General features: G+C 71.9%; 22 protein-coding genes. 8 read left to right on the top strand and 14 right to left on the bottom strand.

Going from position 1 to position 24,885, the window contains the following annotated elements; genetic code table 11:
- Positions 1-21: 21 nt before the first annotated feature.
- From OG959_RS30450 to OG959_RS30420, 7 genes are all read left to right on the top strand, one after another.
- On the top strand, positions 22-1,044 hold the full coding sequence (locus OG959_RS30450) for a hypothetical protein (protein WP_326663635.1): 1,023 nt from the start codon (positions 22-24) through the stop codon (positions 1,042-1,044).
- Positions 1,041-2,309 (top strand): sensor histidine kinase, encoded by a 1,269-nt coding sequence (locus tag OG959_RS30445; RefSeq protein WP_326663633.1) that lies wholly within the window; start codon positions 1,041-1,043, stop codon positions 2,307-2,309. Before OG959_RS30450 ends, OG959_RS30445 begins: the two co-directional genes overlap by 4 nt.
- Positions 2,306-2,965, top strand: coding sequence for a response regulator transcription factor (locus tag OG959_RS30440; protein ID WP_326663632.1), 660 nt, complete (start codon positions 2,306-2,308; stop codon positions 2,963-2,965). Before OG959_RS30445 ends, OG959_RS30440 begins: the two co-directional genes overlap by 4 nt.
- Before the next feature lie 116 nt (positions 2,966-3,081).
- A complete protein-coding gene (locus OG959_RS30435) occupies positions 3,082-4,533 on the top strand; it encodes a penicillin-binding transpeptidase domain-containing protein (RefSeq protein ID WP_326663631.1) in 1,452 nt (483 codons plus the stop codon).
- A 233-nt stretch (positions 4,534-4,766) separates the two neighbouring features.
- Positions 4,767-5,342, top strand: coding sequence for a SigE family RNA polymerase sigma factor (locus OG959_RS30430; protein WP_326663630.1), 576 nt, complete (start codon positions 4,767-4,769; stop codon positions 5,340-5,342).
- The gene (locus OG959_RS30425; RefSeq protein ID WP_326663628.1) at positions 5,339-6,058 is read left to right on the top strand and encodes a hypothetical protein; all 720 of its coding nucleotides are present in this window, start codon (positions 5,339-5,341) and stop codon (positions 6,056-6,058) included. Before OG959_RS30430 ends, OG959_RS30425 begins: the two co-directional genes overlap by 4 nt.
- A gap of 110 nt (positions 6,059-6,168) precedes the next feature.
- Positions 6,169-7,017: a pectate lyase gene (locus OG959_RS30420; RefSeq protein WP_326666703.1), complete on the top strand. Its 849-nt coding sequence runs from the start codon at positions 6,169-6,171 to the stop codon at positions 7,015-7,017.
- 64 nt (positions 7,018-7,081) lie between these two features.
- On the opposite strand, the gene OG959_RS30415 is transcribed toward OG959_RS30420, so the two are convergent.
- The 12 genes from OG959_RS30415 to OG959_RS30360 all read right to left on the bottom strand — a co-directional run bounded on the left by OG959_RS30415 (position 7,082) and on the right by OG959_RS30360 (position 21,048).
- On the bottom strand, positions 7,082-8,191 hold the full coding sequence (locus tag OG959_RS30415; RefSeq protein WP_326663626.1) for a pectinesterase family protein: 1,110 nt from the start codon (positions 8,189-8,191) through the stop codon (positions 7,082-7,084).
- A gap of 109 nt (positions 8,192-8,300) precedes the next feature.
- Entirely contained in the window at positions 8,301-9,644 is a 1,344-nt protein-coding gene (locus tag OG959_RS30410) for a pectate lyase family protein (RefSeq protein ID WP_326663624.1), read from the bottom strand.
- Positions 9,645-9,708: 64 nt separating this feature from the next.
- Positions 9,709-10,542 carry a rhamnogalacturonan acetylesterase gene (locus tag OG959_RS30405; RefSeq protein WP_326663623.1) on the bottom strand — a complete coding sequence of 278 codons (834 nt, stop codon included), beginning with the start codon at positions 10,540-10,542 and terminating at the stop codon, positions 9,709-9,711.
- 153 nt (positions 10,543-10,695) lie between these two features.
- Positions 10,696-12,030 (bottom strand): ABC transporter substrate-binding protein, encoded by a 1,335-nt coding sequence (locus tag OG959_RS30400; protein WP_326663621.1) that lies wholly within the window; start codon positions 12,028-12,030, stop codon positions 10,696-10,698.
- A 107-nt stretch (positions 12,031-12,137) separates the two neighbouring features.
- A complete protein-coding gene (locus OG959_RS30395) occupies positions 12,138-13,697 on the bottom strand; it encodes a glycoside hydrolase family 43 protein (protein ID WP_326663619.1) in 1,560 nt (519 codons plus the stop codon).
- Positions 13,694-14,521, bottom strand: a complete 828-nt coding sequence (locus tag OG959_RS30390; protein WP_326663617.1) for a PmoA family protein — start codon at positions 14,519-14,521, stop codon at positions 13,694-13,696. Before OG959_RS30390 ends, OG959_RS30395 begins: the two co-directional genes overlap by 4 nt.
- Positions 14,518-15,723, bottom strand: coding sequence for a Gfo/Idh/MocA family protein (locus OG959_RS30385; protein ID WP_326663615.1), 1,206 nt, complete (start codon positions 15,721-15,723; stop codon positions 14,518-14,520). The genes OG959_RS30390 and OG959_RS30385 overlap by 4 nt, the downstream gene beginning before the upstream one ends.
- Positions 15,724-15,728: 5 nt before the next feature.
- Positions 15,729-16,649: a carbohydrate ABC transporter permease gene (locus OG959_RS30380; protein ID WP_326663614.1), complete on the bottom strand. Its 921-nt coding sequence runs from the start codon at positions 16,647-16,649 to the stop codon at positions 15,729-15,731.
- Positions 16,646-17,575 (bottom strand): carbohydrate ABC transporter permease, encoded by a 930-nt coding sequence (locus tag OG959_RS30375; RefSeq protein WP_219569435.1) that lies wholly within the window; start codon positions 17,573-17,575, stop codon positions 16,646-16,648. Before OG959_RS30375 ends, OG959_RS30380 begins: the two co-directional genes overlap by 4 nt.
- A 157-nt stretch (positions 17,576-17,732) precedes the next feature.
- Entirely contained in the window at positions 17,733-19,460 is a 1,728-nt protein-coding gene (gene araD / locus OG959_RS30370) for an L-arabinonate dehydratase (protein ID WP_326663612.1), read from the bottom strand.
- Entirely contained in the window at positions 19,457-20,359 is a 903-nt protein-coding gene (locus tag OG959_RS30365; protein WP_326666701.1) for a dihydrodipicolinate synthase family protein, read from the bottom strand. The genes araD and OG959_RS30365 overlap by 4 nt, the downstream gene beginning before the upstream one ends.
- A 32-nt stretch (positions 20,360-20,391) precedes the next feature.
- A complete protein-coding gene (locus OG959_RS30360) occupies positions 20,392-21,048 on the bottom strand; it encodes a GntR family transcriptional regulator (RefSeq protein ID WP_326663610.1) in 657 nt (218 codons plus the stop codon).
- 257 nt (positions 21,049-21,305) lie between these two features.
- On the opposite strand from OG959_RS30360, the gene OG959_RS30355 reads away from it, so the two are divergent.
- Positions 21,306-22,514 carry an MFS transporter gene (locus OG959_RS30355; RefSeq protein ID WP_326663608.1) on the top strand — a complete coding sequence of 403 codons (1,209 nt, stop codon included), beginning with the start codon at positions 21,306-21,308 and terminating at the stop codon, positions 22,512-22,514.
- Here the strand turns inward: OG959_RS30355 and OG959_RS30350 are convergent.
- Positions 22,497-23,675, bottom strand: a complete 1,179-nt coding sequence (locus tag OG959_RS30350) for a hypothetical protein (RefSeq protein ID WP_326663606.1) — start codon at positions 23,673-23,675, stop codon at positions 22,497-22,499. The genes OG959_RS30355 and OG959_RS30350 overlap by 18 nt on opposite strands.
- Positions 23,672-24,631 carry a 5-dehydro-4-deoxyglucarate dehydratase gene (locus OG959_RS30345; RefSeq protein WP_326663604.1) on the bottom strand — a complete coding sequence of 320 codons (960 nt, stop codon included), beginning with the start codon at positions 24,629-24,631 and terminating at the stop codon, positions 23,672-23,674. Before OG959_RS30345 ends, OG959_RS30350 begins: the two co-directional genes overlap by 4 nt.
- Positions 24,632-24,885 lie beyond the last annotated feature (254 nt).

Below are 24,885 nucleotides of genomic sequence, written 5' to 3'. Positions count from 1 at the left end.
CCGCGCGGCAACGTGGGTGCCATGACCCGGACACCTCTCGCATCCGCTCCCGCACCGGCCTCCGCCGCTCCGGTCACCGACCGCCTCCGCACCGCGCTGCGCTGCGTCGCGATCGTCTCCTGCCTGCCCTACATCGTCCTCAAGGCCGCCTGGGTCTCGGGCAGTCACGTCGGCATCCCGGACGGCAGCCCGCTCCTCGACCACCGCACGTCGATGGCCGTCGCGAACAGCGCGTCGGTGCTGATGGACAGCGCGGTCGTGGTCATCGCCCTGCTGCTCACCCAGGCCTGGGGCCGGCGCGTACCCGCCTGGCTGCTCGCTCTGCCGATGTGGGTGGCCACCGGTCTGCTGCTGCCGATCATGATCGGCTATCCTCTCCAACTCCTGGTCCAGCTGCTGGGCGGGAGGACGGTCAACAGGAGTGACGTGGGCCGGCCCTTCCTGGACGAGTGGGTCTTCGGCGTCGTCTACACCGGCTTCATCATCCAGGGACTGGCCCTCGGCACCCTGTTCGCGCTGTACGCCAGGGACCGCTGGGGCCACCTCTGGCAGGGCACGCTGCGCGAACTGCCGGACAGCCCCACCGCTCCCGTGCTGCGGGCCGCCGCCGTCGCCGCCTCACTCATCGCCCTGGTACCCGGCACCCTGCATCTGCTCTGGGCCGCCGGTTCGACGGCCGGCCTCGACGAGGGCCGCGTCGAGGAGCGCACCAGCGGCACCGCGGTACTCGAAGCGGTCTACGTCCTCTTCGTCGTCGTCACCGTCGCCGGGGTCCTGCTCCTCGCCTTCCGCCGCGGCTCCGCGCTGTCGCTGCGGGTGCCGCTCGCCCTGGCCTGGGGCGGTTCCGGAGCGACGGCCTGCTGGGGCGGCTGGATGAGCATCGCCTCGCTGAGCCATGCCGACGAGATCGCCGATCAGCCGACGGCCACCATGGTGCTCATCTACGCTGTCCAGATGCTGGTCGGGGCACTCGTGATGACGCCGGTCGCGTACTTCCTGGCGGAGCGCGCGGCCGCGACCCGGCCGGCGAGCCCCCGGGCGTGACGCCCCTGCTCGGCCGACGGGCCCGGCAGCGCTGGCTGCACCTGATCATCGGCGGCGCCCTGCTGATGCCGTACTTCCTCGTCGGCACGGTGGTCGTCGGCCTGTACCGTCCGGACGTCAACGTCTTCAGCTCGCCGGTCAACCAGCTGATCGCGTTCGCCTACGCCCTGCCGATGGCCGCGGTCACCGCGCTCGTCCCGCTCGCCCGGCCGCTCTCGGTGGCCGTCGCGCGCGCGCTGTGCGGGCTGCCGCCGGACCGGCCGCTCGCGGACGGGCCCGCCAGGACCCGGCAGGCCAGGATCCGTTCGGCGGCCTGGTTCACCCTCCATGTGGGGCTCGGCGGCGTCATCAGCGGGATGACGCTGTCGCTGGTGCCGTTCGCCGTGGGTGTCATGGGAGTGCCGTTCTTCTCGGGCCTGCGGGACCCCCTGGCGCTGTATCTGCCCGAGGGCCTGGACCGGACATGGGTCCTGGCCCTGGCGCCCTTCGCCGGGATCGCGATGCTGGTGGCCCTGACGGGTTGCGCGGCGGCGGCCGGAGCGCTGCTGGCGAACCGGGCGCCGGTTTTGTTGGGCCCGACCCCGGACGACCGGCTGGCCGCCGCCGAACGCCGTGCGGCCGAACTGGCGGTCCGTAACCGGCTGGCCCGCGAACTGCACGACTCGGTCGGCCACGCGCTGAGCGCCGTCACCCTCCAGGCGGGCGCGGCCCGCAGGGTGCTGGACAGCGACCCGGAGTTCGTCCGGGCCGCGCTGACCGCGATCGAGGAGACGACCCGGCGTACCGTCGGCGAGCTCGACACCGTGCTGGGGCTGCTGCGCCGGGACGACAACGGGGCCGGGGACGGGGCGCCGGACCGGCCGTCCGGCCCGGGGCTCGACGCGCTGGACGGGCTGCTCGCGCACTGCGGGTTGCCCGTCCAGTACGTCGCCGACGGCGATCCGGTCGGCGTTCCGGGGACGGTGTCCCGCGAGGCGTACCGCATCGTGCAGGAAGGGCTGAGCAACGCGCTGCGGCACGGCGGGCGCGGTGAACCGGTGCGGCTGCGGATCACGGTGCACACCGCCGGGGAGCTGGAGATCGTCCTGACCAGTCCGCTGCCCGCACGGCCGGCGGTGGTACGCCCCGGAGGCGGCCGCGGGCTGCGCGGCATCGCTGAGCGGGCCGTCCTGCTCGGCGGCCGTACCGAGGCCGGCGAACACGACGGCCACTGGCGGCTCACCGCCCGCCTCCCCCTCCACACCCCCGCACAGGAGCAGCGATGAGCACACCGGTCCGGATCGTCCTCGCCGACGACGAACGCATGGTCCGCACCGCCCTGCGGGTCATCCTGGACGCGGAGGCCGGCCTGGAGGTCGTCGGCGAGGCGTCCACGGGTGCCGAGGCAGTCTCCGTGGTGCGCGAGCTGCGGCCCGATGTGGTGCTGATGGATGTGCGGATGCCGGAGACCGACGGGATCCGGGCGACGGAACAGATCCTGGCCACGCTCGATCCCGCCCCGCGCGTCGTCGTCGTCACCACCTTCGAGAACGACGCCTACGTGTACGACGCGCTGCGCGTCGGGGCGGCGGGCTTCCTGCTCAAGCGGGCGGCGGCCGAGGACCTGGTGCAGGCGGTACGGCTGGTCGCCCGCAGCGACTCGCTGCTCTTCCCCTCCGCGGTACGGGGCCTGGCCGCCGCGTACGGGAAGCGGCAGCCGGCCGCCGCGCCGCCGTGGGTGGCCAGGCTCACCGACCGGGAGGCGGACGTGCTGCGGCTGATGGCGAGCGGGCTCACCAACGCGGAGATCGCCGCCCGGCTTCGGGTGGGCCCGGCGACGGCGAAGAGCCATGTGGCGGCCGTCCTCGCGAAGACGGGCACCCGGGACCGCACGCAGGCGGTCATCGCGGCGTACGAGTCCGGGTTCATCACGCCCCGCTGATCCGGCGGGCCCACCGTGATCCGAACGGGAGGCCCTGGGGCCGCATTCATGAGGAATGGGTGAGAAGCGGCACAACCGGGAACGCGTAGCGGCGTCCCGCTCGTCCCTCCAGCGGGATGAACAAGACGATCAGGCGCGCCTCGGTCTTCTCCCTGCTGCTGGTCCTCGCCCTTCTGGGGCGGGCGACCTGGGTGCAGGCGTACCAGGCCCGGGCGCTCGCAGACGACGACCACAACCGGCGGAACACCATCGCGCAGTACGCGCAGCCGCTCGGCGACATCATCGTGGCCGGCTCCCCGGTCACCGGATCGAAGAGGACGGAGGGCGGTGATCTCGCGTACAAGCGCACCTACAAGGACGGCGGCCTGTACGCGGCCGTCACCGGATACGGCTCACAGGCCTACGGCTCCACCCAGCTCGAAGGGATCTACAGCGATGTGCTGGACGGCACCGACACCCGGCTGAAGAACCCGCTGGACGCGCTGACCGGCAAGCGGAGCGCACCCGGCAACGTGCTGACGACGATCGACCCGGCGGTGCAAAAGGCGGCGTCCGAGGCCCTCGGCGACGACAAGGGCGCGGCCGTCGCGATCGATCCGAAGAGCGGGCAGATCCTCGGGATGGTCTCCTCCCCGTCCTACGACCCGTCCGCGATCAGCGGGACGACGGACGGCGACGCCTGGCAGAAGCTGCTCGCCGACCCGGACAAGCCGCTGGTCAACCGTGCGCTGCGGCAGCCGCTGGCGCCGGGTTCGACGTTCAAGCTGGTGGTGGCCGCGGCCGCGCTGGAGAACGGGCTGTACGGCTCGGTCGACGAGCCCACGAAGAGCCCCGTCCCGTACACGCTGCCCGGGACCAGCACCGTCCTGAAGAACGAGAGCGCCACCGCCCCCTGCGAGAACGCGACGCTGCGCGTGGCGCTGCAGTACTCCTGCAACAACGTCTTCGGCAAGGTCGCCGCCGATCTCGGCCAGGAGAAGGTGCGGGCGATGGCGGAGAAGTTCGGGTTCAACACCGAGAAGCTCGATGTGCCGGTCCGGGCCTCGAAGAGCGTCTACCCGTCCGGGATGGACAAGGCGCAGACGGCGCTGAGCGGCATCGGCCAGTTCGAGGTCACCGCGACGCCGCTCCAGATCGCCATGGTCTCCGCGGCCCTGGCCAACGACGGCGAGCTGGCCGCACCGCACATGGTCTCCAAGGTGACGGACGCGGACGGCGGCACGCTGGAGGACTTCGAGGACGGTGACATGAAGCGGATCGTGTCCTCGTCCACGGCCACACAGCTGCGCAGCGCGATGGTGACCGTGGTGGAGGAGGGCACCGGCACCAACGCCCGGATCGACGGGGCCGAGGTGGGCGGCAAGACGGGCACCGCGGAGAACGGGGTGGACAACAGCAACACCCCGTACGCCTGGTTCACCTCGTACGCGAAGGACGACACCGACGGGCAGGAGGTCGCGGTCGCCGTGATCGTGGAGGACTCCGGTTCGGCGGCTTCGGAGGTCAGCGGCAACGGACTCGCGGCCCCGATCGCCCAGACGATGATGAAAGCCGCGCTCCAGCGGTAAGCGGGACATGACGAGCGTCCCGGCACCCCGATTCCGGGTCCGGGACGTCTCTCATGTCCCGGACCCTTCAGGTTTTCGCCCGGTTACGTCTTACTGGGTTACGCACCCACGTCGAAGCGCTTCCGTGACGCGCTGGTACGCTCTCGCCCCGCCCGCCCGCTGTGGGCGGCGGGTGGGAACGTACACAGTCCGACCGTGCGGGCACCGGGAACGAGCGCTGAGATGAGGTAGCCGTGGGCACATCCATCGACCACGCCGATGCCGCTGCCGCCGAGTTCCATGAGTTCTTCGAGGCCCATTACGCCGAACTCGCGCGGCTGGCCCATCTGCTGACCGGCGAGGCCGACGCCGCCGACGATCTGGCGGCCGACGCCCTGCTGGCGCTCTGGCACCGCTGGGACCGGGTCAGGGACGCCGACCATCCGGTGGCGTACGCGCGTGGCGTCGTCGCCAACATGGCGCGGACCCGGATCCGCAGCGCGGTGCGCGAGCGACGGCGGATCGCGCTGTTCTGGGCCCCGCGCGGCGGCGGGGACACGGTCGACGATCCGGACGTGTCGGCGGTCGTCGACGTCCAGGGGGCCCTGCGCAGGCTGCCGTTCCGCAAACGCGCCTGCGTGGTGCTGCGGCATGCCTTCGACCTCTCGGAGCGGGACACCTCGCTGGTGCTCGGGATCTCGGTGGGTACGGTGAAGAGCCAGACCTCGCGGGCCGTCGCGGAACTGCAGCGGCTGCTGGGTCCGGAGACGCCCGCCGCCTCGCGGGTCCAGGCGGCCGTGGCGGCGCAGCGCAGCGGAGGAGACCGGTGAAGGACGAGGAGCTGTCCGTGCGGCTGCGGGAGGCCGCCGAGGCGCACCGCCCCGACCGGGAGCGGATGCTGGCCCGGGTGGAGCGGGGCATGGCCGAGGGCCGTCCGCCGGCCCGGGTGGCGCGCCCGCGGCATGCGGCGGCTCCGTGGCTGCGGGTCGCGGGGGCGACGGCCGCGGTCTGCGGGGTGCTGGCGTTCGGCGCGGTGGCCGTCACGTCCGCCGGTGAGGACGGATCGCACGGGGAGCAGGTCGCTGCGCCCGTGGCGTCCTCCCCCGCGCCGTCCGTGACCCCGCCCGCGGGCCTCGGTTCGCTGCGTACCGAGGACGGGCCGCTGTGGACGGACGGTGCCGTGGACCCGCACTCCAACGCGTACTGGGCCCAGAGCGAGGTGACGCTGCGGACGTCCGAGCCGCTCACCGCGCTCACCGTGGAGCTGCGGATCGCCCTCACCGGCGGGGTGAACAGCACCGGTTCCTGGCGCTCGCTGCCCGCGAAGGACTTCACCGTGTCGGTGACCGAGGACAGCGGCCATCTCGTCTACCGGTGGGCACTGCGGGCGGGCCGGACCGTGCCCGTCGGCACCCACACGTTCGCCGGGCAGTACAACCACGCGGAGGGCGACCGCGTCGCGACGGGCGACTACCTGACGGCGCGCGCGGTCCGCGCCAACGGTGAACGGGCTTCGGTGGGCGACTACTTCGGCCCGGACCACTGACCGGCCGGCCCGGACGCAAAGAAGACGGCGGAACCCGGCAACCCTTGTCCCCCGCGGTGGCGACCAAGAAGCGCAACGCTCCCCCCACCACCAAGGAACGGGACACCGACATGAAGGAACGAGCCGCACAGCACGGCAGCCACGCCCGGCGCACCGGCCGCCGCCGCATGATCACCGCTTCGACCACCGCGCTGGCGCTCACCGGCGCCGCGCTCACCACCGGTCTGCTGGTCCAGTCGGCCGGGGCGGCCCCCACCGCCGCCGCGGCCGCCGCGTGGCCGACGCCCTCGGGTTCGCAGGCCGTCTCGGCGACCATCAAGGTCTCGGGGACGTACGACGGCGGGCTGAAGCGCTTCTACGGAAGCGGGGACCTGGGCGACGGCGGTCAGGACGAGGGCCAGGACCCGATCTTCGAACTGGCCGACGGGGCGGTCCTGAAGAACGTGGTCGTCGGTTCGCCGGCCGCCGACGGCATCCACTGCAAGGGCAGCTGCACGATCCAGAACGTGTGGTGGGAGGACGTCGGCGAGGACGCGGCGTCCTTCAAGGGCACCTCGTCGGGCGCCACGTACAAGGTGACCGGCGGCGGGGCCAGGAAGGCCGACGACAAGGTCTTCCAGTTCAACGGCGCGGGCACGCTGTCCATCAGCGGCTTCCAGGTCTCGGACTTCGGCAAGCTCGTGCGGTCCTGCGGCAACTGCTCCACGCAGTACAAGCGGACGATCGCGGTCAGCGACGTCGATGTGACGGCGCCCGGCAAGGCCCTGGTCGGGATCAACACCAACTACGGCGACACCGCGACGCTGAAGTCGGTCCGGATCCACGGCGACAGCAGCAAGAAGATCAAGCCGTGCGTGCGCTACACGGGCAACGACGACGGTGACGAGCCGACCGAGACCGGCAGCGGGCCGGACGGCACGTACTGCAAGTACAGCAGCTCCGACATCAGTTACGACTGAGCCACCGCATGACGGGAGCCCCGCCGGACCGGTCCGGCGGGGCTCCCGTCATGCGTGGCGCGTTCTACCGGTACGGACGCCAGTCGCCGAACCAGGCGGCCGGCGTGTGCAGGCGTGCCTCGGCCGCGGTCATCCGGGGACGGTTGGCGGGCACGGTGACGCGCGCGCCGGGGCCCGTGTTGCGGTACTCGGCGAACCGCTGCTCCTGCCAGGGGAAGCCCGCGGACATGGTGCCGTACGGCTCGTCCGTGTCGATCCCGGCGCCGAGGTGGCTGTCGCGCACGGTCAGCATCGGGTGTGCGGTGAGGTCGGAGGAGGGCACCCAGGGGCGGGCCAGTTTGAAGTAGCCGTCGGGCGCGGTGCTGGTGACGCGGGAGCGCTGCACCAGGTAGCCGTGCGGGTTGGCGCCGGCGGTGCTGGGTGCGAAGACGAAGCCGTACGGTGCGGCCGCCAGGTCGGTGCGGGCCAGGGTGCGGAAGTGGCAGCCGTCGAGGACCGCGGTGGCGCGGCCGAAGACGAAGTCGACGTCGCCTTCGACGTAGCAGTCGCGGTAGTACTGGCGGGCGAAGTCGGTGAGGGCGAGGGAGTCGGCGTACAGGGTGTCCTGGTGCCCGAGGAAGCGGCAGCCGTAGAACGCCGAGCGGTCGCCCTGCACCTTGATGGCGACGGCCTGGGTTCCCGTGTATTCGGGGTGGTCGGCGCGGAGCCAGTCGTTCGCGAAGGTCAGGCCGTGGGCGGTGAGTCCGGCGGGGCGGGCGGTGACGGTGGCGGAGCCGCTGGTGCCGTAGGTTCCCGAACCGTCGGGCCGGGGGGTGCCGTTGGCGTTGGCGTACACGATGACGGTGTCGTGCGGGTCGTCGCTCGCGCCGATGAGGGTGAGGCCGGTCCGGTCGGCCGGGATGTCGACGGTCTCGCGGTAGGTTCCCGGGGCGATCACCAGGGTGCGGCCGGGGCCGGTCGCGGCGTCCACGGCGGCCTGGACGGCGGTGTGGTCGCCCCTGCCGCGTGGGTCGACGTACAGGGTCGCGGAGTCGAGGCGGCGGGACGGTGAGCCGTAGCGTCCGAAGGGGCGGGCGCCGGGCCGGCCGTGGGCGTGCGCGGTGGGGGCCGCGCCGAGGGCGAGGGCGGCGCTGCCGCCCGCGAGCAGGGCCAGGGCACTGCGTCTGCTGGGCATGGCGGTACTTCCTTACTTCCTGCGCGGGATGTGCGACGGGCCGGACGGGCCCCAGCCGGTGCGGGGACAGGCACCTGCGGGGGTCCGTCCGGTACGGGACTGTCGGTGGTCAGGCGCCGGGGATCCGGCCGGCGCCCGCCGTGAGGCCGACGATCAGCGGCACGAGCAGCGGGTGGTCGACCCGGGTGCGCAGGGTCGGCGTCCATCCGGCGCCCGCGGTGAGCTGCTCCGCGGGAACGCCCGCGTTGTGGACGGCGATGAGGTCCGTCCGGCGGCCGTTGACGTAGTTGTCCCCGGCGGTGACCGAGGACTCGGACCACTTCTTCAGGATCGTCGCCTTGTCGAACTCGCCGCTGAGGCTGAACGCGTTGTGCTCGGCCACGAGCTGGGACTTCGAGCCGATGCCGTACGTGTAGCCGTAGACGCTGCCCTTTGAGGCGACGAAGTGGTTGTTGTACGAGTCGACCTGTCCGAAGCGGACGCGGGGAGCGCGCTCGTTCACGTCCTTGAAGAGGTTGTGGTGCAGGGTGACCCGGAGCTTGCCGCTGTCGGTCGCGCCGGCACCGTCGCTGTTGCCGATGAGCATCGTCTTGTCGTGGTCCTTGAGGACGTTGTACGAGACGGTGACGAGGTCGGCGCCCTTGACGATGTCGAAGAGCCCGTCGTGCTGCTGGTACAGCTCGTTGAAGTAGCGCGGCTGGCCGGCGTCGGGGCGGTCCCCGTCGCTGAAGGTGTTGTGGTCGACCCAGACGTGGTCGGAGCCGTAGACGACGAGGTTGTCGTACTCGGAGTTCCAGTGGCCCGTCTCGCCGTCCGTGGGGTCCCACTGGGGGAAGCAGTCGTAGGTGTCCTCGAACGAGATGTTCCGGACGATGACGTTGGAGACGTCCTGGATCTGGAGGCTGGCACCGATGACCGTCGCGTCCTTGCCGACGCCGACGAGCGTGGTGTTGGACGGGACGTAGACGTTCACGGCTGCCTTCTGCAGCTTGGCCGAGGCCAGCCGGGCGTCCTCCAGGGGGCCCGAGGGAACCTCGGCGCGGCCCCAGGTGGCCGGGTCGTAGGCGGCGAGGTACTTGTCCAGGGTGTAGCCGTCGGTCTGGTACGCGTCGCAGTCGATCGGGGTGCCCGCGGCGTCGGAGTTCCCGTGGACGGTGCCGTCGATCCTGATGATCTTCGGGGCGTCACCCGCGTCCTCGAAGGCGGCGATGAGTTCTGCCCGGTTGCTCACGGTGTAGATGTGGTCGGGGGTGGCGGCGGCGCCGCCGGTGGTGGAGCCGTCGGCGGCGGCCCAGCCGTCGCCCTGGGCGAGGACGGCGCGGTCGATGCCCTTCTGGTGGCCGGCTCCGCCCGGGTGCGTGGTGGCCTGGGCGGGGACGGACACGGCGAGCGCCAGGGAGGCGCAGCCCATCACCAAGGCAATGGCGCGGGCATGACAGATGCGTGCGGGCATGGCGGATCCTTCGGTGGTGAGGTGAGGTGAGGTGAACCGTGGAGGAAGGGGGTGGCGGCCGGGGTCAGGCCTGCGGCCAGGTGATCCATTCGAGCGGGATCGCGGAGTCGGTGCGTCGTACGTCGCGCGGGGCGAGTACCTTCCCGGCCACGAGGGCCCGGGCGACGAGCCGCGCGGCCTCGATGGCGCCGCGGGGCTGGAAGTGCGTGTTGTCCTGCCGCCCGTCGGGGTAGTTGGGCGACTGTCCCGGCTCCAGCCAGTTGAAGTACTCCAACGTGCCGTCGGGGCCGAGCTCCTGCCAGCGCGCGAGCGTGAGCGCCTGGAGGTCGAGCAGGGGTACGCGCTCCTCGGCGGCCAGCGCGCGCATCGCGGCCGGGTACGCGCCGTGGGTGGGCTTCGCCGTGCCGTCGTCGGCGAAGCGCCGGCGCTCCACCGGGGTGAGCAGGACCGGCCGCGCCCCGCGCGACCGAGCGCCGCGCACGTACTGGCGCAGGCAGTCCTGGTAGGTGGTGTACGGGTCGGTGCCGCGGGCCGGGTCCTCGGTCTTCTCGTCGTTGTGCCCGAACTGGATCAGCAGGAGGTCGCCCCCGCGCACCTCCTCCAGCAGGGCGGCGAGCCGCCCCTCGTCGATGAAGCTCTTCGAACTGCGGCCGTTCATCGCATAGTTGGCGACGTTCAGGGTGCGGCCGAGGAAGAACGGCAGGGCCATGCCCCAGCCGGTCTCGGGCGCCGCGTCGGCGTACTTCTGCGCGGCGGTCGAATCGCCGGCGATGTGCAGGGTGCGGGGGCGGGGGCGGGGACGGCCGCCCGGGCCGTGCGCAGCCGCGGTGGTACCGGTGGCGAGCGCCAGGGGCAGCGCGGCGATGGCGGCCGCGGTCTGCCTGCGGGTGAGTGACACGGTGAAGCTGCCTCTCTCATGGATGCGTAGCGGTGCGTACGCGCGGGGCGTACGGCGGTACGGGGTGCAGGAGGAGAAGTGCAGGAGGAGAGGGGACCGGCGGCGGGACGCGACCCGGACCGCCGCCGGTCCCCGGTCACCGGGGAGGCCGGATCAGCCGTTGCCGATCTCCTTCCACTCCTTCTGGGCCTTGTTCAGCTCGTCCGCGATCTTGTCCAGGAAGTCCTTCGCCGTGACCTTGCCGAGCAGCAGCTTCTGGAACTCGGGCTCGTTGTCCGCCTTGCTGATGTTGTTCCAGTCCGGCAGGTAGTACGGCAGCTGCACGATCTTCGTGGAACCGTCGGTGAGGGCCTTCGCGGCGAGCTCGGTCGACTCGGTGGCGCTGATCCACGGGTCCTTGGCCGCCTCGGTGTTGGCCGGGATGGCGCCCGCGGACTCGTTCCACTTGCTGTTCGACTCGTGCGAGGCGGCGAACTCGATGAACTTCCAGGCGGCCGTCTTGTTCTTGCTCGACCGGAACAGGCCGAGCCCGTCGACCGGGTTGGAGACCTGCACCCGGGTGCCGCCGTCGCCGACCGGGTTCGGTATGCCGGCGAACTTCTCCTTGCCCAGCGCCTTCAGGTGGTCCTGGTAGGAGCCGAGGTTGTGGCTCAGCATGCCGATGGTGCCGGTGTCGAACTGCGCGACCATCTTGGTGAAGTCGTTGTTGACGTCGGCGGCGGGCGTCGCCTTCTTGTACAGCGCCACGTACTTCTCGACCGCGGCGACGTTCTTCGGGTCGTTGAGCGTCGTCTTGTCGCCGTTCCAGAACTCCGTGATGCCGGACTGGCCGTACGCGGCGTCGATCGCCTGGGCGATGGAGCCGGCGCCGCCGCGGATCGTGTAGCCGAACTTGTTGTCCTTGGAGTCGGTGAGCTTCTCGGCCGCCTTGTAGAAGTTGGCCCAGGTGGTGGGCGCTTCGAGGCCGGCGGTCTTGAACAGGTCGGTGCGGTACCAGAGTGCGCCGTTGTTGGCGGAGGTCGGCACGGAGTACATGTCGTCGCCCCGGCCGCCCGCGACCTTGACGCCGTCGACCATGCTCTCGACGAGCTTGCCGTTGAGGGTGGAGCCCTTGATCCGGTCGTTGAGCGGGTCGAGGGCCTCCTGCGAGACCATGTTGGCGAGGTAGGCGGTGCCGACGCCACCGACGTCCGGGAGTCCGCCGCCCGCGATGGCCGTGTCGTACTTGGACTGCACGTCGGCGATCGGGATCGGCACGTACTTGACCTTGATGTCCGGGTACTTCTTCTCGAAGTCCTTGATGATCTCGGTCCAGATGGCGGTACGCGGACCACCGTTGTTGTCCCAGAAGGTGATCTCGCCCTTGCCGCTGCCCTCGGTGCCGGTGTCGCTGCCGTCGTCACCACAGGCGGTCGCGGTCAGTGCGAGCACCGCGGCAAGGGAGACAGCCGCCGCGGCACGCCCCCGCTGCGTCTTCGAGATGTTCATGATCGGCTCTTCTCTCTCGGTTCTCTCGGTTCGTGCGCATGAGTGGGGGGTTCGGTGGTCCGGTGCCGGCCGGCCGTCGCCCTTCGACGGCCCGGCCGGTACGCGTTTCAGGGGGTGGTGCGGAATCCGGTGAAGCAGGCCGTCCCGGCCGGCCCCGTTCCCGGCGGTGCGGTGGCGAACAGGCCGAGCAGGGCGCCGACCCAGCGCCACGGTGTGGCGGCGAAGACCTGGCCGGATGCCCTGAATCCGGCCCCGTCCCCGGTGTCGGCGAAGAAGCGGCAGCGGGCGCCGGCGGCGACCTCGATCCGGAGCCGGGCCGTGCCGTGGGGGGCCGCCCTGCCGTGCGCGGCGTCGCGTTCGTGCTCGGCGACCGTCTCGGCGTACCGGTGCACGAGCCGTATCCCGTCCGCACCGTCCGCCGGCCGCTCCAGGCCGATCCAGCTGAACGCGTCCCCGAGCACCGCGAGACCGGCCTTGGCCCCCGGCACCTCGCTGCCGAGCGCGATGCCGGCCTCGACGGTGAACGTCTCGGCGGGCAGCCGCTGGACCAGCACGTTGGGCAGGGCCCGCAGATCGTGTGCGTACGCGGTCCGTACGCAGCTGAGCCGCAGCCCGTCCCCGCCGTGCTCGACGGTCCAGCCGGGGCGGGGATTGGCCGTCCACTGCCACTGCCTGCCGTACCGGCCGCCCGGGAAGCTGTCGCCGCTGGCCGGGGCCGCCGCGGACTGCTCGGGCACGGCCGGTTTGGTGTGTACGGTGACGGGCTCTCCCCCGTCACCGATGACCGGCCAGCCGCCGTCCGCCGCGTCCCAGCGCATCGGCTGGAGGTGCACCACCCGCCCGTACGCCCCGCGCTCCTGGAAGTGCAGGAACCAGTCCTCACCGGCCGGTGTCGTGACCCAGCCGCCCTGGTGCGGTCCGTTGACCTCGGTACGGCCCTGGGAGAGGACGACACGCTCCTCGTACGGCCCGAAGAACTCCCGGGAGCGGAAGGCACCCTGCCAGCCGGTCGTGACCCCGCCGGCCGGGGCGAGGATCCAGAACTCACCGTCCCGGCGGTAGAGCTTGGGCCCCTCCAGGGTGAACCAGCCGGGGATCGTGTCGGCGTCGATCAGGGTCTTGCCCTCGTCGAGGAGCTCCCGTCCGTCGGGGCTCATCCGGTGGCCGGTGAGACGGTTCTTGATCCCGGAGCGCGATTTGGCCCAGGCGTGCACGAGATAGGCCTCGCCGGTCTCCTCGTCCCACAGCGGGCAGGCGTCGATCAGCCCCTTGCCGGCCTTGACCAGATGCGGCGCGCTCCACGGACCGCGGACGTCCTCGGCGTTGATCTGCTGGATGCCGTGGTCGGGGTCGCCCCAGAAGATCCAGAACCGTCCGGCGTGGTGCCGCAGCGACGGCGCCCACACCCCGCAGTCGTGCCGGGGCACGGCGAAGTCCGCAGCGGGTTCGAGGCGGTCCAGGGCGTGGCCGATCAGGGTCCAGTTGACGAGGTCGCGCGAGTGCAGCAGCGGCAGTCCGGGGACCCGGCCGAAGCTGGACGCGGTGAGGTAGAAGTCCTCGCCGACCCGCACCACGTCGGGGTCGGACCAGTCGGCGTTGAGCACCGGGTTGCGGTAGGTTCCGTCGCCGAGGTCGGCGGTCCAGGGCCGCTCGGCCGGGGCGCTCACGCGGTCACCGCCCGGCGCACGTAGGCGGCGGCCTCGTCCCGGCCGAGCCGGCCGTCCGCGATGACGGTGACGACCCGGCGCACGATCGTGGCGCCCGCGGGGACGGGGAGCCGGCGGTCGGCGGCGAGGGAGGAGCCGACGCCCGGGTACTCGGCGGTCCGCACGAACCACGGGTCCCGGCGGGTCTCCTCGGTCGCCCCGGCGAACACCAGGGTCCAGCCGTCGCCGCTCATCGCCACCCAGTCGGCGGCCTTCCCGTGCACCGCCTCCTCGCCGTCCGCGGACCCGCTGAACACGGCGGGCGCCGAGGCCTCCTTGGGCGCCCGCCAGAAGAAGCCGCCGTATCCGGCGCCCGGCCGCCCGTTGGTCGCGGGGCTGCCGATCGACAGGTCCGAGGTGCCCCGGTTGGTGAGCGAGAAGGAGAAGTCCAGCGCCCAGGCGGCCGGGGACAGTTCCGCGGCGGCGACCGTGCGGTGCTCCCGCAGCAGTTCGGTGTCGCCGGCCTCCCAGCTGAGCTCCTCGACGAACCCGTCCGGGTCGCGGAGCTTCCAGCCGAGGTGGCGCTGGACGCCGTGGTTGTCGAGCACGGTGGGGCCCTGGTCCCGGACGAAGGTGCGGCCGCCCCAGAAGTTGTGCCCGGCGACGTCCGGGACGGCGACGGAGGTGCCCAGGTGGTGCACGTGGTCGGCCGGGCGCTCCTCGGTGACGGGGGTGCCGGCGAGGGTGGTGACCGGGTGCAGGTAGGGGCGGCCGTCGGTGGCGGGGAGGTAGGTGTAACGGCCGACCGGGCGGCCGGCGCAGCTCAGCAGTGCGGTGGTCGTCACGATGAACTCACCTCGGTGGTAGGACCTGTCCCCAGACCGGACCTGAGCGCCCAGGGGGCCCCCAGTTCGGAGAAGAGGGTGAGGGTGTCGGCGCCCGCCGCGACCAGTCCGTCGATCCCGCGCACCACCCGGCGGGGGGCGGCGGAGGCGGTCGCGGGCACGGTGTACCAGGCGTCGGCCGGCAGGGCGCGCGGCTCGTCGGCGGTCCGTACGGCCTCGACGACCTCCATGAACGCCCCGGTGCGGTGCGGCGGTACGAGCAGGGGGGCATCCCGCACCAGGTGCTCGGCGAGGTTCTCCAGGAGGTCGGTCCGCCGGTGCACCGCCTCCTCGGGACCGTGCCCTGCGCGCTGGACGAGGACGCGGTCCTGCTTGTACCAGAAGGTGATCCGGCCGCGGTCGCCGTGGACGATCACATAGGGCTCCCCGGCCTGTTCCGCGCAGAGGGTGACGGCGGCGGTGACCGGGACGCCCGAGGTGGTGGTGATGCGTACGCAGGAGGTGTCGTCGGCCTCGATGCCGTGGGCGCGGAAGAGCTCGGTCTCGACGGCGACGACGTCCTGGGCCGTGCCGCTGCCGGCCAGTTCGAGGGCGGTGGCGACGGCGTGGGCGAGCGGGTTGGTCAGGACCCCGTCGACGACGTCGGTGTCCCCGATCCGGCGCCGCCCGGCCCAGGGCGCCCGCCGGTAGTAGGCCTCGTCCCGGACCCAGGCGCCCGCGGCCCCGTAGCCCCGGACGGTGCCGATGGCGCCGGTGCGCACGAGCTCGCGGATGGCGGGCACCGCGTGCGAGCCGAAGGACTGGAAACCGACCTGGCAGGCGATGCCGGCGTCCCGCACCCCGGCCAGGATCCGTTCGAAGTCGGCCCGCGTCGCGGCGGGCGGCTTCTCCAGCAGGAGGTGGACGCCCCGGCCGGCGGCGGTGAGCGCGAGTTCGGCGTGGGTCTGGATCGGGGTGCAGATAACGGCGGCGCGGGCCCCGGTGGAGTCCAGGAGCGCGCCGAAGTCGGCCGACTGCTCGGGGAGTTCACCGGCGAACGCGTCGAGTTCGCCGTCGTCGAGCGGCTTCAGCTCGCAGACTCCGGCGAGCCGGACGAGACCCTGGTGCTGGAGGCGGCGGATGTTGGCGAGGTGCCAGCGTCCGTGGCCTCGGGCGCCCGCGAGGACGATCGGGACGGGTGTGGTGGTGGGCAGGGACGGCATGTCCGTCACCCCTTCACTGCGCCGGCGCTGAAGCCGGTGATGAGCCACTTCTGGATGAAGGCGAAGACGATCACCACGGGTACCGCGGCGATCACTCCGCCGGCTGCGAGCGCGCCCAGGTCGACGCTGTCCGCGCCGATGAGGGTGTTCAGGCCGACCGGGATCGTCTGCTTGTCCTGCTCGCTGAGGAACATCAGGGCGAACAGGAAGTGGTTCCAGCTGTGCACGAAGGCGAAGGAACCGACCGCGATGAGGCCGGGCCGCAGCAGCGGCAGCACGACCGCGCAGAAGGCCCGGAAGCGCGAGCAGCCGTCCACCCAGGCGGCCTCCTCCAGGGTGACCGGCACGTTCTTGATGAATCCGCTGATCAGGATGATGGATAGCGGCAGCTGGAACACCGTCTCGGCGATGACCACGCTCCCCAGCGAGTTGATCATCTGGAGGTTCTTGAAGATCTCGAAGAGCGGTACGAGCATCAGCGCGCCCGGGATGAACTGCGAGCAGAGCAGCGCCAGCATGAAGCCGTTCTTGATCCTGAAGTCGAACCGGGCGAGCGCGTAGCCGCCGGCCAGCGCGACGAGCGTCGTGCAGACCAGGGTGCAGACCCCGACGATCATGCTGTTCTGGAAGAAGACGGCGAAGCTGCGCTCGTTCCAGACCTTGGAGAAGTGCTCCCCGGTCATCGGCCAGGGCACCAGCGAGGTGGAGCCCGCGGGGCGCACGGCGAACAGGAACATCCAGTAGAACGGGATGAGGGTGAAGACGAGGTAGATGCCCAGCGGTACGTAGATCTGCCAGCGCGGTACGTCGTCGAAGGCGCGTTCGCGGCCGGGCTTGCCGCGTCGGTGCGCGGCGGGCGGGCGGGTGCTCCGGTCGGGCAGTCGCGCGGAGTCGGTGCCGTTCTTCTCGGCCAGTGCGGCAGTCACTTGTGTTCGCCTCCGAACTTGCTCAGGCGCAGATAGACGATCGAGCAGAAGAGGAGGATCACGAAGGCGACGGTGGTGAGCGCGGAGGCGTACCCGAAGTCGTGGCCCTCGATGCCGGTGTTGGCGACGTAGAGCGGCAGGGTGGTGGTCTCGCCGGCCGGTCCGCCGCCGGTGAGGGTGTAGAGCAGGTCGACGTTGTTGAACTCCCAGACACCGCGCAGCAGCGTGGACAGGATGATCGCGTCCCGCAGGTGGGGCAGGGTGATGTGGAAGAACTGGCGCAGCCGCCCGGCGCCGTCGACGGACGCCGCCTCGTACAGCTCCTTGGAGACGGACTGCAGGTCGGCGAGGATGAGGATGGCGAAGAAGGGGACCCCGCGCCAGAGTTCGGCGACGGTCGCGGCCCAGAAGACGGTTCCGGTGTCGGAGAGCACCGAGGTGCCGTAGTCGCCGATGCCGGCGTCCGCCAGGTAGCGGCTGAACCCGGTCGAGGAGTTGTAGAGCAGGATCCAGATGGTGCTGGTCAACACGCCGGAGACGGCCCACGGCGAGAAGACCATGGCGCGGGAGATGCCGCGGCCGATGAAGCTCTGGTTGACGATCAGCGCGAGCGCGAGCCCGAGGGTGAGCTGGAGCGCGACCTGGACGACCACCCACTGGGCGCTGAAGCCCAGCGTGGTCCAGAACTGGTCGTCGTCGGTGAAGATCCGGGTGAAGTTGTCGAAGCCCGCGAAGCCGTTCCGCCACGGCTTGGTGACGTTGTAGTTCTGCAGGCTGTAGTAGAAGACGCTGATCACCGGGTAGGCGATGAAGCCCAGCATCAGCAGCCCCGCGGGGGCGATCAGCAGATACGGCAGTCGGCGGGGGCTCGCGGAGCGGCGCCTGGGCACCTTGGGCGGTGTGGCCACAGCGGCGGCTTGGGCCATGACACGTCTCCGTTCTCTCTCAGGTACGGGGTGCACGGTGGAGCTGAGGGTGCGTGGGGGTGCTGGACGGTGCGGTGATGCGTGTAGTGCGCAAGCGCTTGCCGCATGATGTTCGATATGCCGAACGGGGCGGGGCGCCCGAATTCTGCTGGGCCGTTCAGCCGGCGTAGGGGTCGGGGACTTCTCCCGGCCGGGCCAGGAAGGCGAAGTCGCAGCCGGTGTCGGCCTGGGTGATCTGGTCGTGGTACAGCGCCCCGTAGCCGCGCTCGTACCGGGTGGCGGGCGGCGTCCACTCGGCCCTGCGCCGCTCCAACTCCTCTTCCGTCACGTCGAGATGGAGCAGGCGCGCCTCGACGTCCAGTGTGATCGGGTCACCGGTCCGCACGAGCGCGAGGGGCCCGCCCACGTACGACTCGGGGGCGATGTGCAGGACGCAGGCGCCGTAACTGGTGCCGCTCATGCGGGCGTCGGAGATCCGCACCATGTCCCGTACGCCCTGCTTGAGCAGGTAGTCGGGGATCGGCAGCATCCCGTACTCCGGCATCCCCGGACCGCCCTTGGGTCCGGCGTTGCGGAGCACCAGCACATGGTCCGGAGTGAGGGCCAGGGCCGGGTCGTTGATGGTGCGCTGCATCTCCTTGTAGTCGTCGAAGACGACCGCGGGACCGGTGTGGCGCAGCAGGTGGGGCTCGGCGGCGATGTGCTTGATGACCGCCCCGTCCGGGCAGAGGTTGCCGCGCAGCACCGCCACGCCGCCCTCCTCGGCGAGGGGGTTGCCGCGTTCGCGGATGACGTCGCTGTTGTGCACGAGGGCGCCGTCGAGCTGTTCACGCAGGGTGTCGTGCGCGACCGTGGGCCGGTCCAGGTGCAGGACGTCGGTCAGCCGGGCCAGGAAGCCGGGCAGTCCGCCGGCGAAGTGGAAGTCCTCCATGAGGTACTTCCCGCCGGGCCGCAGGTTGGCCAGCACGGGCACGGTGCGGGCGATGCGGTCGAAGTCGTCCAGGGTGAGCTTGATGCCGGAGCGGCCCGCCATGGCGATCAGATGGATGACGGCGTTGGTGGAACCGCCGAGCGCGAGGACGGTGGCGACCGCGTCCTCGTACGCCTCCGCGGTGAGGATCGACGACAGCTTCCGCTGCTGCCACACCAGTTCGACGATCCGGAGTCCCGACTGTGCGGCCATCCGGTCGTGGCCGGAGTCGACGGCCGGGATGGAGGAGGCACCGGGGACGGTGACGCCGAGCGCCTCGGCGGCGGCGGTGAGGGTGGAGGCGGTGCCCATCGTCATGCAGTGGCCGGGCGAGCGGGCGAGCCCGTTCTCCAGTTCGTCCATCTCGCAGTCACCGATGAGTCCGGCCCGCTTGTCGTCCCAGTACTTCCACATGTCGGTGCCGGAGCCGAGGACCTCGTTGCGCCAGTGCCCCGGCAGCATCGGCCCCGCCGGCACGAAGACTGCGGGCAGGTCGACGGAGGCGGCGCCCATCAGCAGCGCGGGCGTCGACTTGTCGCAGCCGCCCAGCAGCACCGCGCCGTCGACGGGGTAGGAGCGCAGCAGCTCCTCCGTCTCCATCGCCAGCATGTTGCGGTAGAGCATCGGGGTCGGCTTCTGGAACGTCTCCGAGAGGGTGGAGACGGGGAACTCGAGCGGGAAACCGCCGGCCTGCCAGACCCCGCGCTTGACCGCCTGAGCGCGGTCGCGCAGATGGACGTGGCACGGGTTGATGTCTGACCAGGTGTTGAGGATCGCGATGACCGGCTTGCCCAGGTGCTCCTCGGGGAGGTAGCCCAGCTGGCGGGTGCGGGCCCGGTGGCTGAAGGAGCGCAGCCCGTCGGTGCCGTACCACTGGTGGCTGCGCAGTTCCTCGGAGGCGATGCGACCGGTCATATGGACCACCCCGCGACCTGGTCGGCCACCTCGGCGCGCTGCGACTCGGGCAGCACCCGGCTGGGCGGGCGAACGTCGCGGCCGCACAGGCCGAGTGAGGCCAGCGCCTCCTTGACGACGGTCACGTTGTTGGCGGACTGCCGGTCGGCGCGCAGTTCCTCGAAGCGGCGGATCTGCTCCCAGACCTTCATCGCGGCCGGGTGGTCACCGGCCCGCAGCGCCTCCAGCATGGCCAGCGAGACGCCGGGCGCGACGTTGACGAGGCCGGAGGTGAAGCCGGTGGCACCCGCGGAGAAGTAGGCGGGGGCGTACAGCTCGGCGAGGCCGGCGACCCAGACGAAGCGGTCCAGGCCGGCGTCCCGGGCGAAGGCGGCGAAGCGCGCGGCGTCCGGGACGGCGTACTTGACGCCGATGACGTTGGGGCAGCTGTCGGCGAGCACCGCCAGGCACCCGCCGTCGAGGTGCGGGTTGCGGATGTAGGGGACGACACCGAGGCCGGGGACGGCCTCGGCGATGGCCCGGTGGTAGTCGATCCAGCCGTCCTGCGAGACGTACGGGTGAACGGGCTGGTGCACCATCACCATCTCGGCGCCGGCGTCACGGGCGTGCTCCGCGGCGGCGACGGCGGTCGGCACGTCGTGCCCGACGCCGACCAGGATCGTGGCGCGGCCGCCGGCCTCCTCGATGGTCAGCTCGGTGACGGTACGCCGCTCCTCGGGGGTGAGCGCGTAGAACTCCCCGGTGTTGCCGTTCGGGGTGAGGATGCGCACGCCGCCGTCGAGCATCCTTCGCAGCAGGGCGCGGTGCGCCTGCGTGTCGATGGTGCCGTCCCCGGCGAACGGGGTCACCGGGATCGCCACGACGTCTGCGAGGGCCGCCTTCAGCGGTGTGAGGTCCATGCGGACAGGCCTTTCGTCGATGTGCTGCTGGTTCACGCCGCGTCACCCCCGTCTTCGTCGTCGGGGAACGCGCGGCGCACGAACGACGCGATGTGGTCGTGCAGAGCCCCGGCCGCCGCGTCCGCGTCGTCGGCGAGCGCGAGCCGCAGGATCTCCCGGTGCTCGGCCGCCTCCCGCTCCCAGGACGGGATGGTCGACCAGGCGACCGTCGACACGAGCGCCGCCTGGTCGCGGACCTCGTCGAGCATCCGGGCCAGCAGGGGGTTGCCGCAGGGGAGGTAGAGCGCCCGGTGGAAGTCCCGGTTGGCGAGCGACCTGTCGGCCTTGTCACCCGCCGAGTCGGCGCGCTCCAGGGCCTCCTGGGCCTCGTCGAGCGAGGCCCTGCGGGTGATGGAGCGACGCAGCGCCTCGGGTTCGAGCAACAGCCGCACGTCGTACACCTCCCGGGCCATGGTCGCGTCGACCAGCCGCACGATGGCGCCCTTGTACTGGCTCATGACGACCAGGCCGGTCCCGGCGAGCGTCTTGAGCGCCTCACGGACGGGGGTCTTTGACACCCCGAACTGTGCGGCGAGTTCGGTCTCGACGAGCGCCTGCCCTGGTCTCAGCTGCGCCGTGAGGATCGCGTGCTTGATCGCCTCCAGCACGTACTGGGTGCGGGACGGAATCGGGGTGGGCGCAAAGGTCATGAGTGAAGGGCTCTCGCATCTCGCGTATCGCGTCTCATATATGACGTACGAAGTACGACGCGATGAAGCTAGAGGCGCCGCGAATGTTTCGTCAACGCTTCTGACAGAAGAACTTCACCGGACTACGACGTGTGCCGTACACCCATCTCCCCGGTGCCCCGCCCCCGCCCCGCCGCCTACGGCAACCGCCCGATGTCCGGCAACGGCCTTACCGGCCAGCCTGATCGCGTAACGAACGTGCAGGTCAGGGAGGTTCGATGGGCAAGTCGGCGACAGCGCGGGTGCTGCGGGACCGGACGGCCGGGCTGCTGCTCACCTCGGTGGTGGTGTCCGGTTTCGGCAGTTCCGCGATGTCACTGGCCGCCGGGATCTGGGTCAAGTCGCTGACGGGGTCGGACAGTCTGGCGGCGCTGGCCCTCTTCGCCGTCTGGCTGCCGGTGCTCTTCGGGCCGGTCCTCGGAGCGGTGGCCGACCGGCTGCCGAGGAGGCCGCTGCTGGTCGGGGCGAACGTCGTCATGGCGCTGTTGCTGACGACGCTGACCGCCGTCAGCTCGGCGGGGCGGGTCTGGATCCTGTTCGCCGTCCTCCTGCTGTACGGGACGAGCTCCGTACTCATGGACGCGGCCGAGTCCTCCCTGGTCGCCCAGGCCGTGGACGCCCGTCTGCTGGGCGACTTCAACGGCTTGCGGATGATGGCGAACGAGGGCATGAAGCTGGTGGCCCCGCTCACCGGCGCGGCGCTCTACGCCCGTTTCGGCGGCGGCGCGGTGGCCCTGCTGGACGCGGCCTCCTTCGCCCTGGCCGCGGGCCTCTACGGGTTGCTGCGGGTACGGCGGCCGGCGCCGGCCGGGGTCCACCGTTCCTCCGGGACGCGCCAGGTGTGGGGGTCGCCGGTGCTGCGGCCGCTGGTGCTCGCCGGATCCGTCACGATGCTGTGCGCCGGGCTCAACGGGGCGATGCTGTACGCCGTCGTGGACGGGGTGCTCGGCCGCTCCCCCGCGTACGCCGGAGTGCTCTACGCGGCGCAGGGCATCGGATCCGTCACGGTCGGGCTGCTGGCAGGACCGCTGCTGCGACGGCTGCCGGAGCGGGTGTTCGCGGCGGCGGGCATCACCGTGTTCGCGGTGGCGGTGACCCTGCGGGCGCTGCCGTACGACGCCGTGGCGCTGATGGCGTGCGCGCTGATCGGGCTGGGCCTGCCCTGCGTGCTGATCGCCGCGATGACGGCGGTGCAGCGCGTGACGCCGGACGCGGTCCTGGGACGGACGTCCGCGACCGCGGGCACGCTGATGATGGCGCCCAACGCGGTGGCGCTGGCGCTCGGCGCGGGGCTGCTCGCGCTGGTGGACGTGCGGGTGCTGCTGCCGCTGGTGGGCGCGGTGGCGCTGCTGACGGCCACCACGCTGGTCGCGGGCCGGCGGGGAAGGCTTCCCGCCGGCCCGCGGGCGTCAGCGGCCGAGGCGTGAGAGCGCCGCGGTGACGGCTTCGAGGTCCGGCCCCGAGGCCAGCCCCGCGTGATACAGACGCAGTTGGTTCGCGCCGAGCGAGGCGGCGTGGGCCGCGTTGCGCTCCAGCGTGGCCGGGATGCCGCCCATCCCGCGCACCACGGTGAGGTTGGCCGCGAGGACGCCGCCGCGTCCGGCGAACGGGCCGAGCACCGCCTCGCGCGCCGCGTCACCGCCGGTGCACGGCAGCACCACGCCGTCCGCCACGGACAGGATGTGCTCCGGGTCGACGCCCACGTTGGCGCCGGACCGGTACGGCGCGGGGTCCGCGTGCAGCAGCACCTGGAACCCGGGGGCCGCGGCCGCGCGCACCGCGGCGACCACCGACTCCTGGAGCCCGCGGGCGACCTCGGTGCGATACCGGAGCGTGGCCCCGGCCGGATCGGCGCCGAGCAGCTTCTCGACCCCGCCCCAGCCCGCTTCCGGCGCCCCGGAACCGGCCCAGACCGGCTCCAGCGCGTCCCGCACGGCACGGCTCAACTCCGCGGCGTCCAGCCCCTGCCCTTCGTATCCGGCCCGGCAGTCCGGGCAGAAGCACAGCGACATCAGGTACTGCGCCGCGTCCCCGAGATGGACACCCCCGACCTTGTCGTGGGCGTGCAGATGCGCGAAGCCGTACCAGCCGCACGACTCCAGCTCGGTCCCGCGCGCACCGTCCCGTACCGCCGCCTCCGCGGCCAGGTCCACCAGATACGCGCGGACCGCGGGCTGCGCGATGCACGGGGCCCACGGGTAGCGGTCCCCATAGGCGTTGACCACGGAGGTCTCCGGATGCTCCGCGCCCAGCCGGGAGCTGTGCGCGAGCACGACCCAGCTGTGCACGTCGAGCCCGGCGCCTGCCAGCGCCTCGGCGGCCTCGGCGTAGGCGTCGTCCGAGTCCACCCAGGACTGGGTGTACGGCCGCAGCTCACGCCCCGCCCACCGGTCGGCGTCCGGTGGGTACAGCACCGCGGCGTACTCGGCCGTGACGATGCGGCGCGAGGGATGGCGCGGGGTCAGTGCCCGGGTGGAGTGGTAGGCGGCGGCGAGCGTCACCTGCTGGACGCCGAGGTCCGCGACGCGGGCCGCCGCGTCCGGATCCCCGACGATGTCCCAGGGGTAGAGGAAGGCGGAGGTCTTCACCCGCGCTCCCCCGCGCCATTGCGCTCCAGCAGCGCACGGCCGGCCCCGATGATCTCCGTCAGCTCCTTGATGTGCGCGGCCGGCGGCTCGGTGAGCGGGCTGCGCACCTCGCCGACGTCCAGGCCCTGGAGGCGGACGGCCGCCTTGACCAGCGAGACGGCGTAGCCGTGGCCCTTGGCGCGCAGTTCGACGAGCGGCCGGTAGAACGAGTCGAGCAACGCGTTGACGAGGACGTCGTCGCCGGACTCCAGAGCGCGGTAGAACGCCAGCGCGATGTCGGGTGCGAAGGCGAAGACGGCGGAGGAGTAGAGCGTGACGCCTACACCCCGGTAGGCGAGGCCGGTGAGCTCGGCGGTGGGCAGCCCGTTGAAGTACAGGAAGTCCTGGCCGGGGAGACCGGTGCGGACGGCACTGACGATGCGCTGCATCAGGTCCAGATCACCGTAGCCGTCCTTGAGACCGATGATCCCCGGCGTCTTCGCCAGCGCGACCACGGTCTCGGGGGTGAAGACGGCGTTGTCGCGCTGGTAGACGATGGTCTCCAGGCGGGTGGCGGCGGCCAGCGCCGCGTAGTGGGCCAGCAGCCCCTCCTGGCCGGCGACGACCAGGTACGGCGGCATGGCGAGGAGCCCGTCCGCGCCGGCCTCCTCCGCGAGCTTGGCGAACTGGACCGCCAGGGCGGTGCCGTATCCGGCGCCCGCCACGACGGGCACCGCGCCGGCGGTCTCCTCGACGGCCGCGGCGACGACGAGGCGGAACTCCTCGGGCGTCAGGGCGTGGAACTCGCCGGTGCCGCAGCAGGCGAAAACGGCCGCGGCACCGGCGTCGACGCCCGCGCGCACGTGCGCGCGGAAGACGTCGAGGTCGACGGAGCCGTCCGGCCCGTAGGCGGTGACGGGGAAGAAGAGCGGCCCGGCGACAGCGGTGAGTCGGGCGGCAAGTGGGGCTGAGGTCACGGGCGCTCCCTGAGCGGATTCAGGCGTGCACAATTCTGATTAGCGTCCATATTCATGAACGGTCTTACGCTAAGGCAGCGGCTTGGGGCGGGTCAAGGCGGGACCCTTGGGCGGCCGGCAGCGCGGTTGCCCCGGCCAGGGGTGCGGGCTCCCCGCGGGGCGGGGGGTTCCGTCCTCAATCGCCGGACGGGCCTGAGGTGGCGCGGGTGCCCCGTGGGGTGCACCTCTGTCCGGTGGGTGGGGGTGGGGTCCCT

Origin of the sequence: Streptomyces sp. NBC_00385 (assembly GCF_035917155.1) — a bacterium.
Classification (GTDB): domain Bacteria; phylum Actinomycetota; class Actinomycetes; order Streptomycetales; family Streptomycetaceae; genus Streptomyces; species Streptomyces poriferorum.
This window is presented reverse-complemented; position numbering and strand designations above follow the sequence as displayed.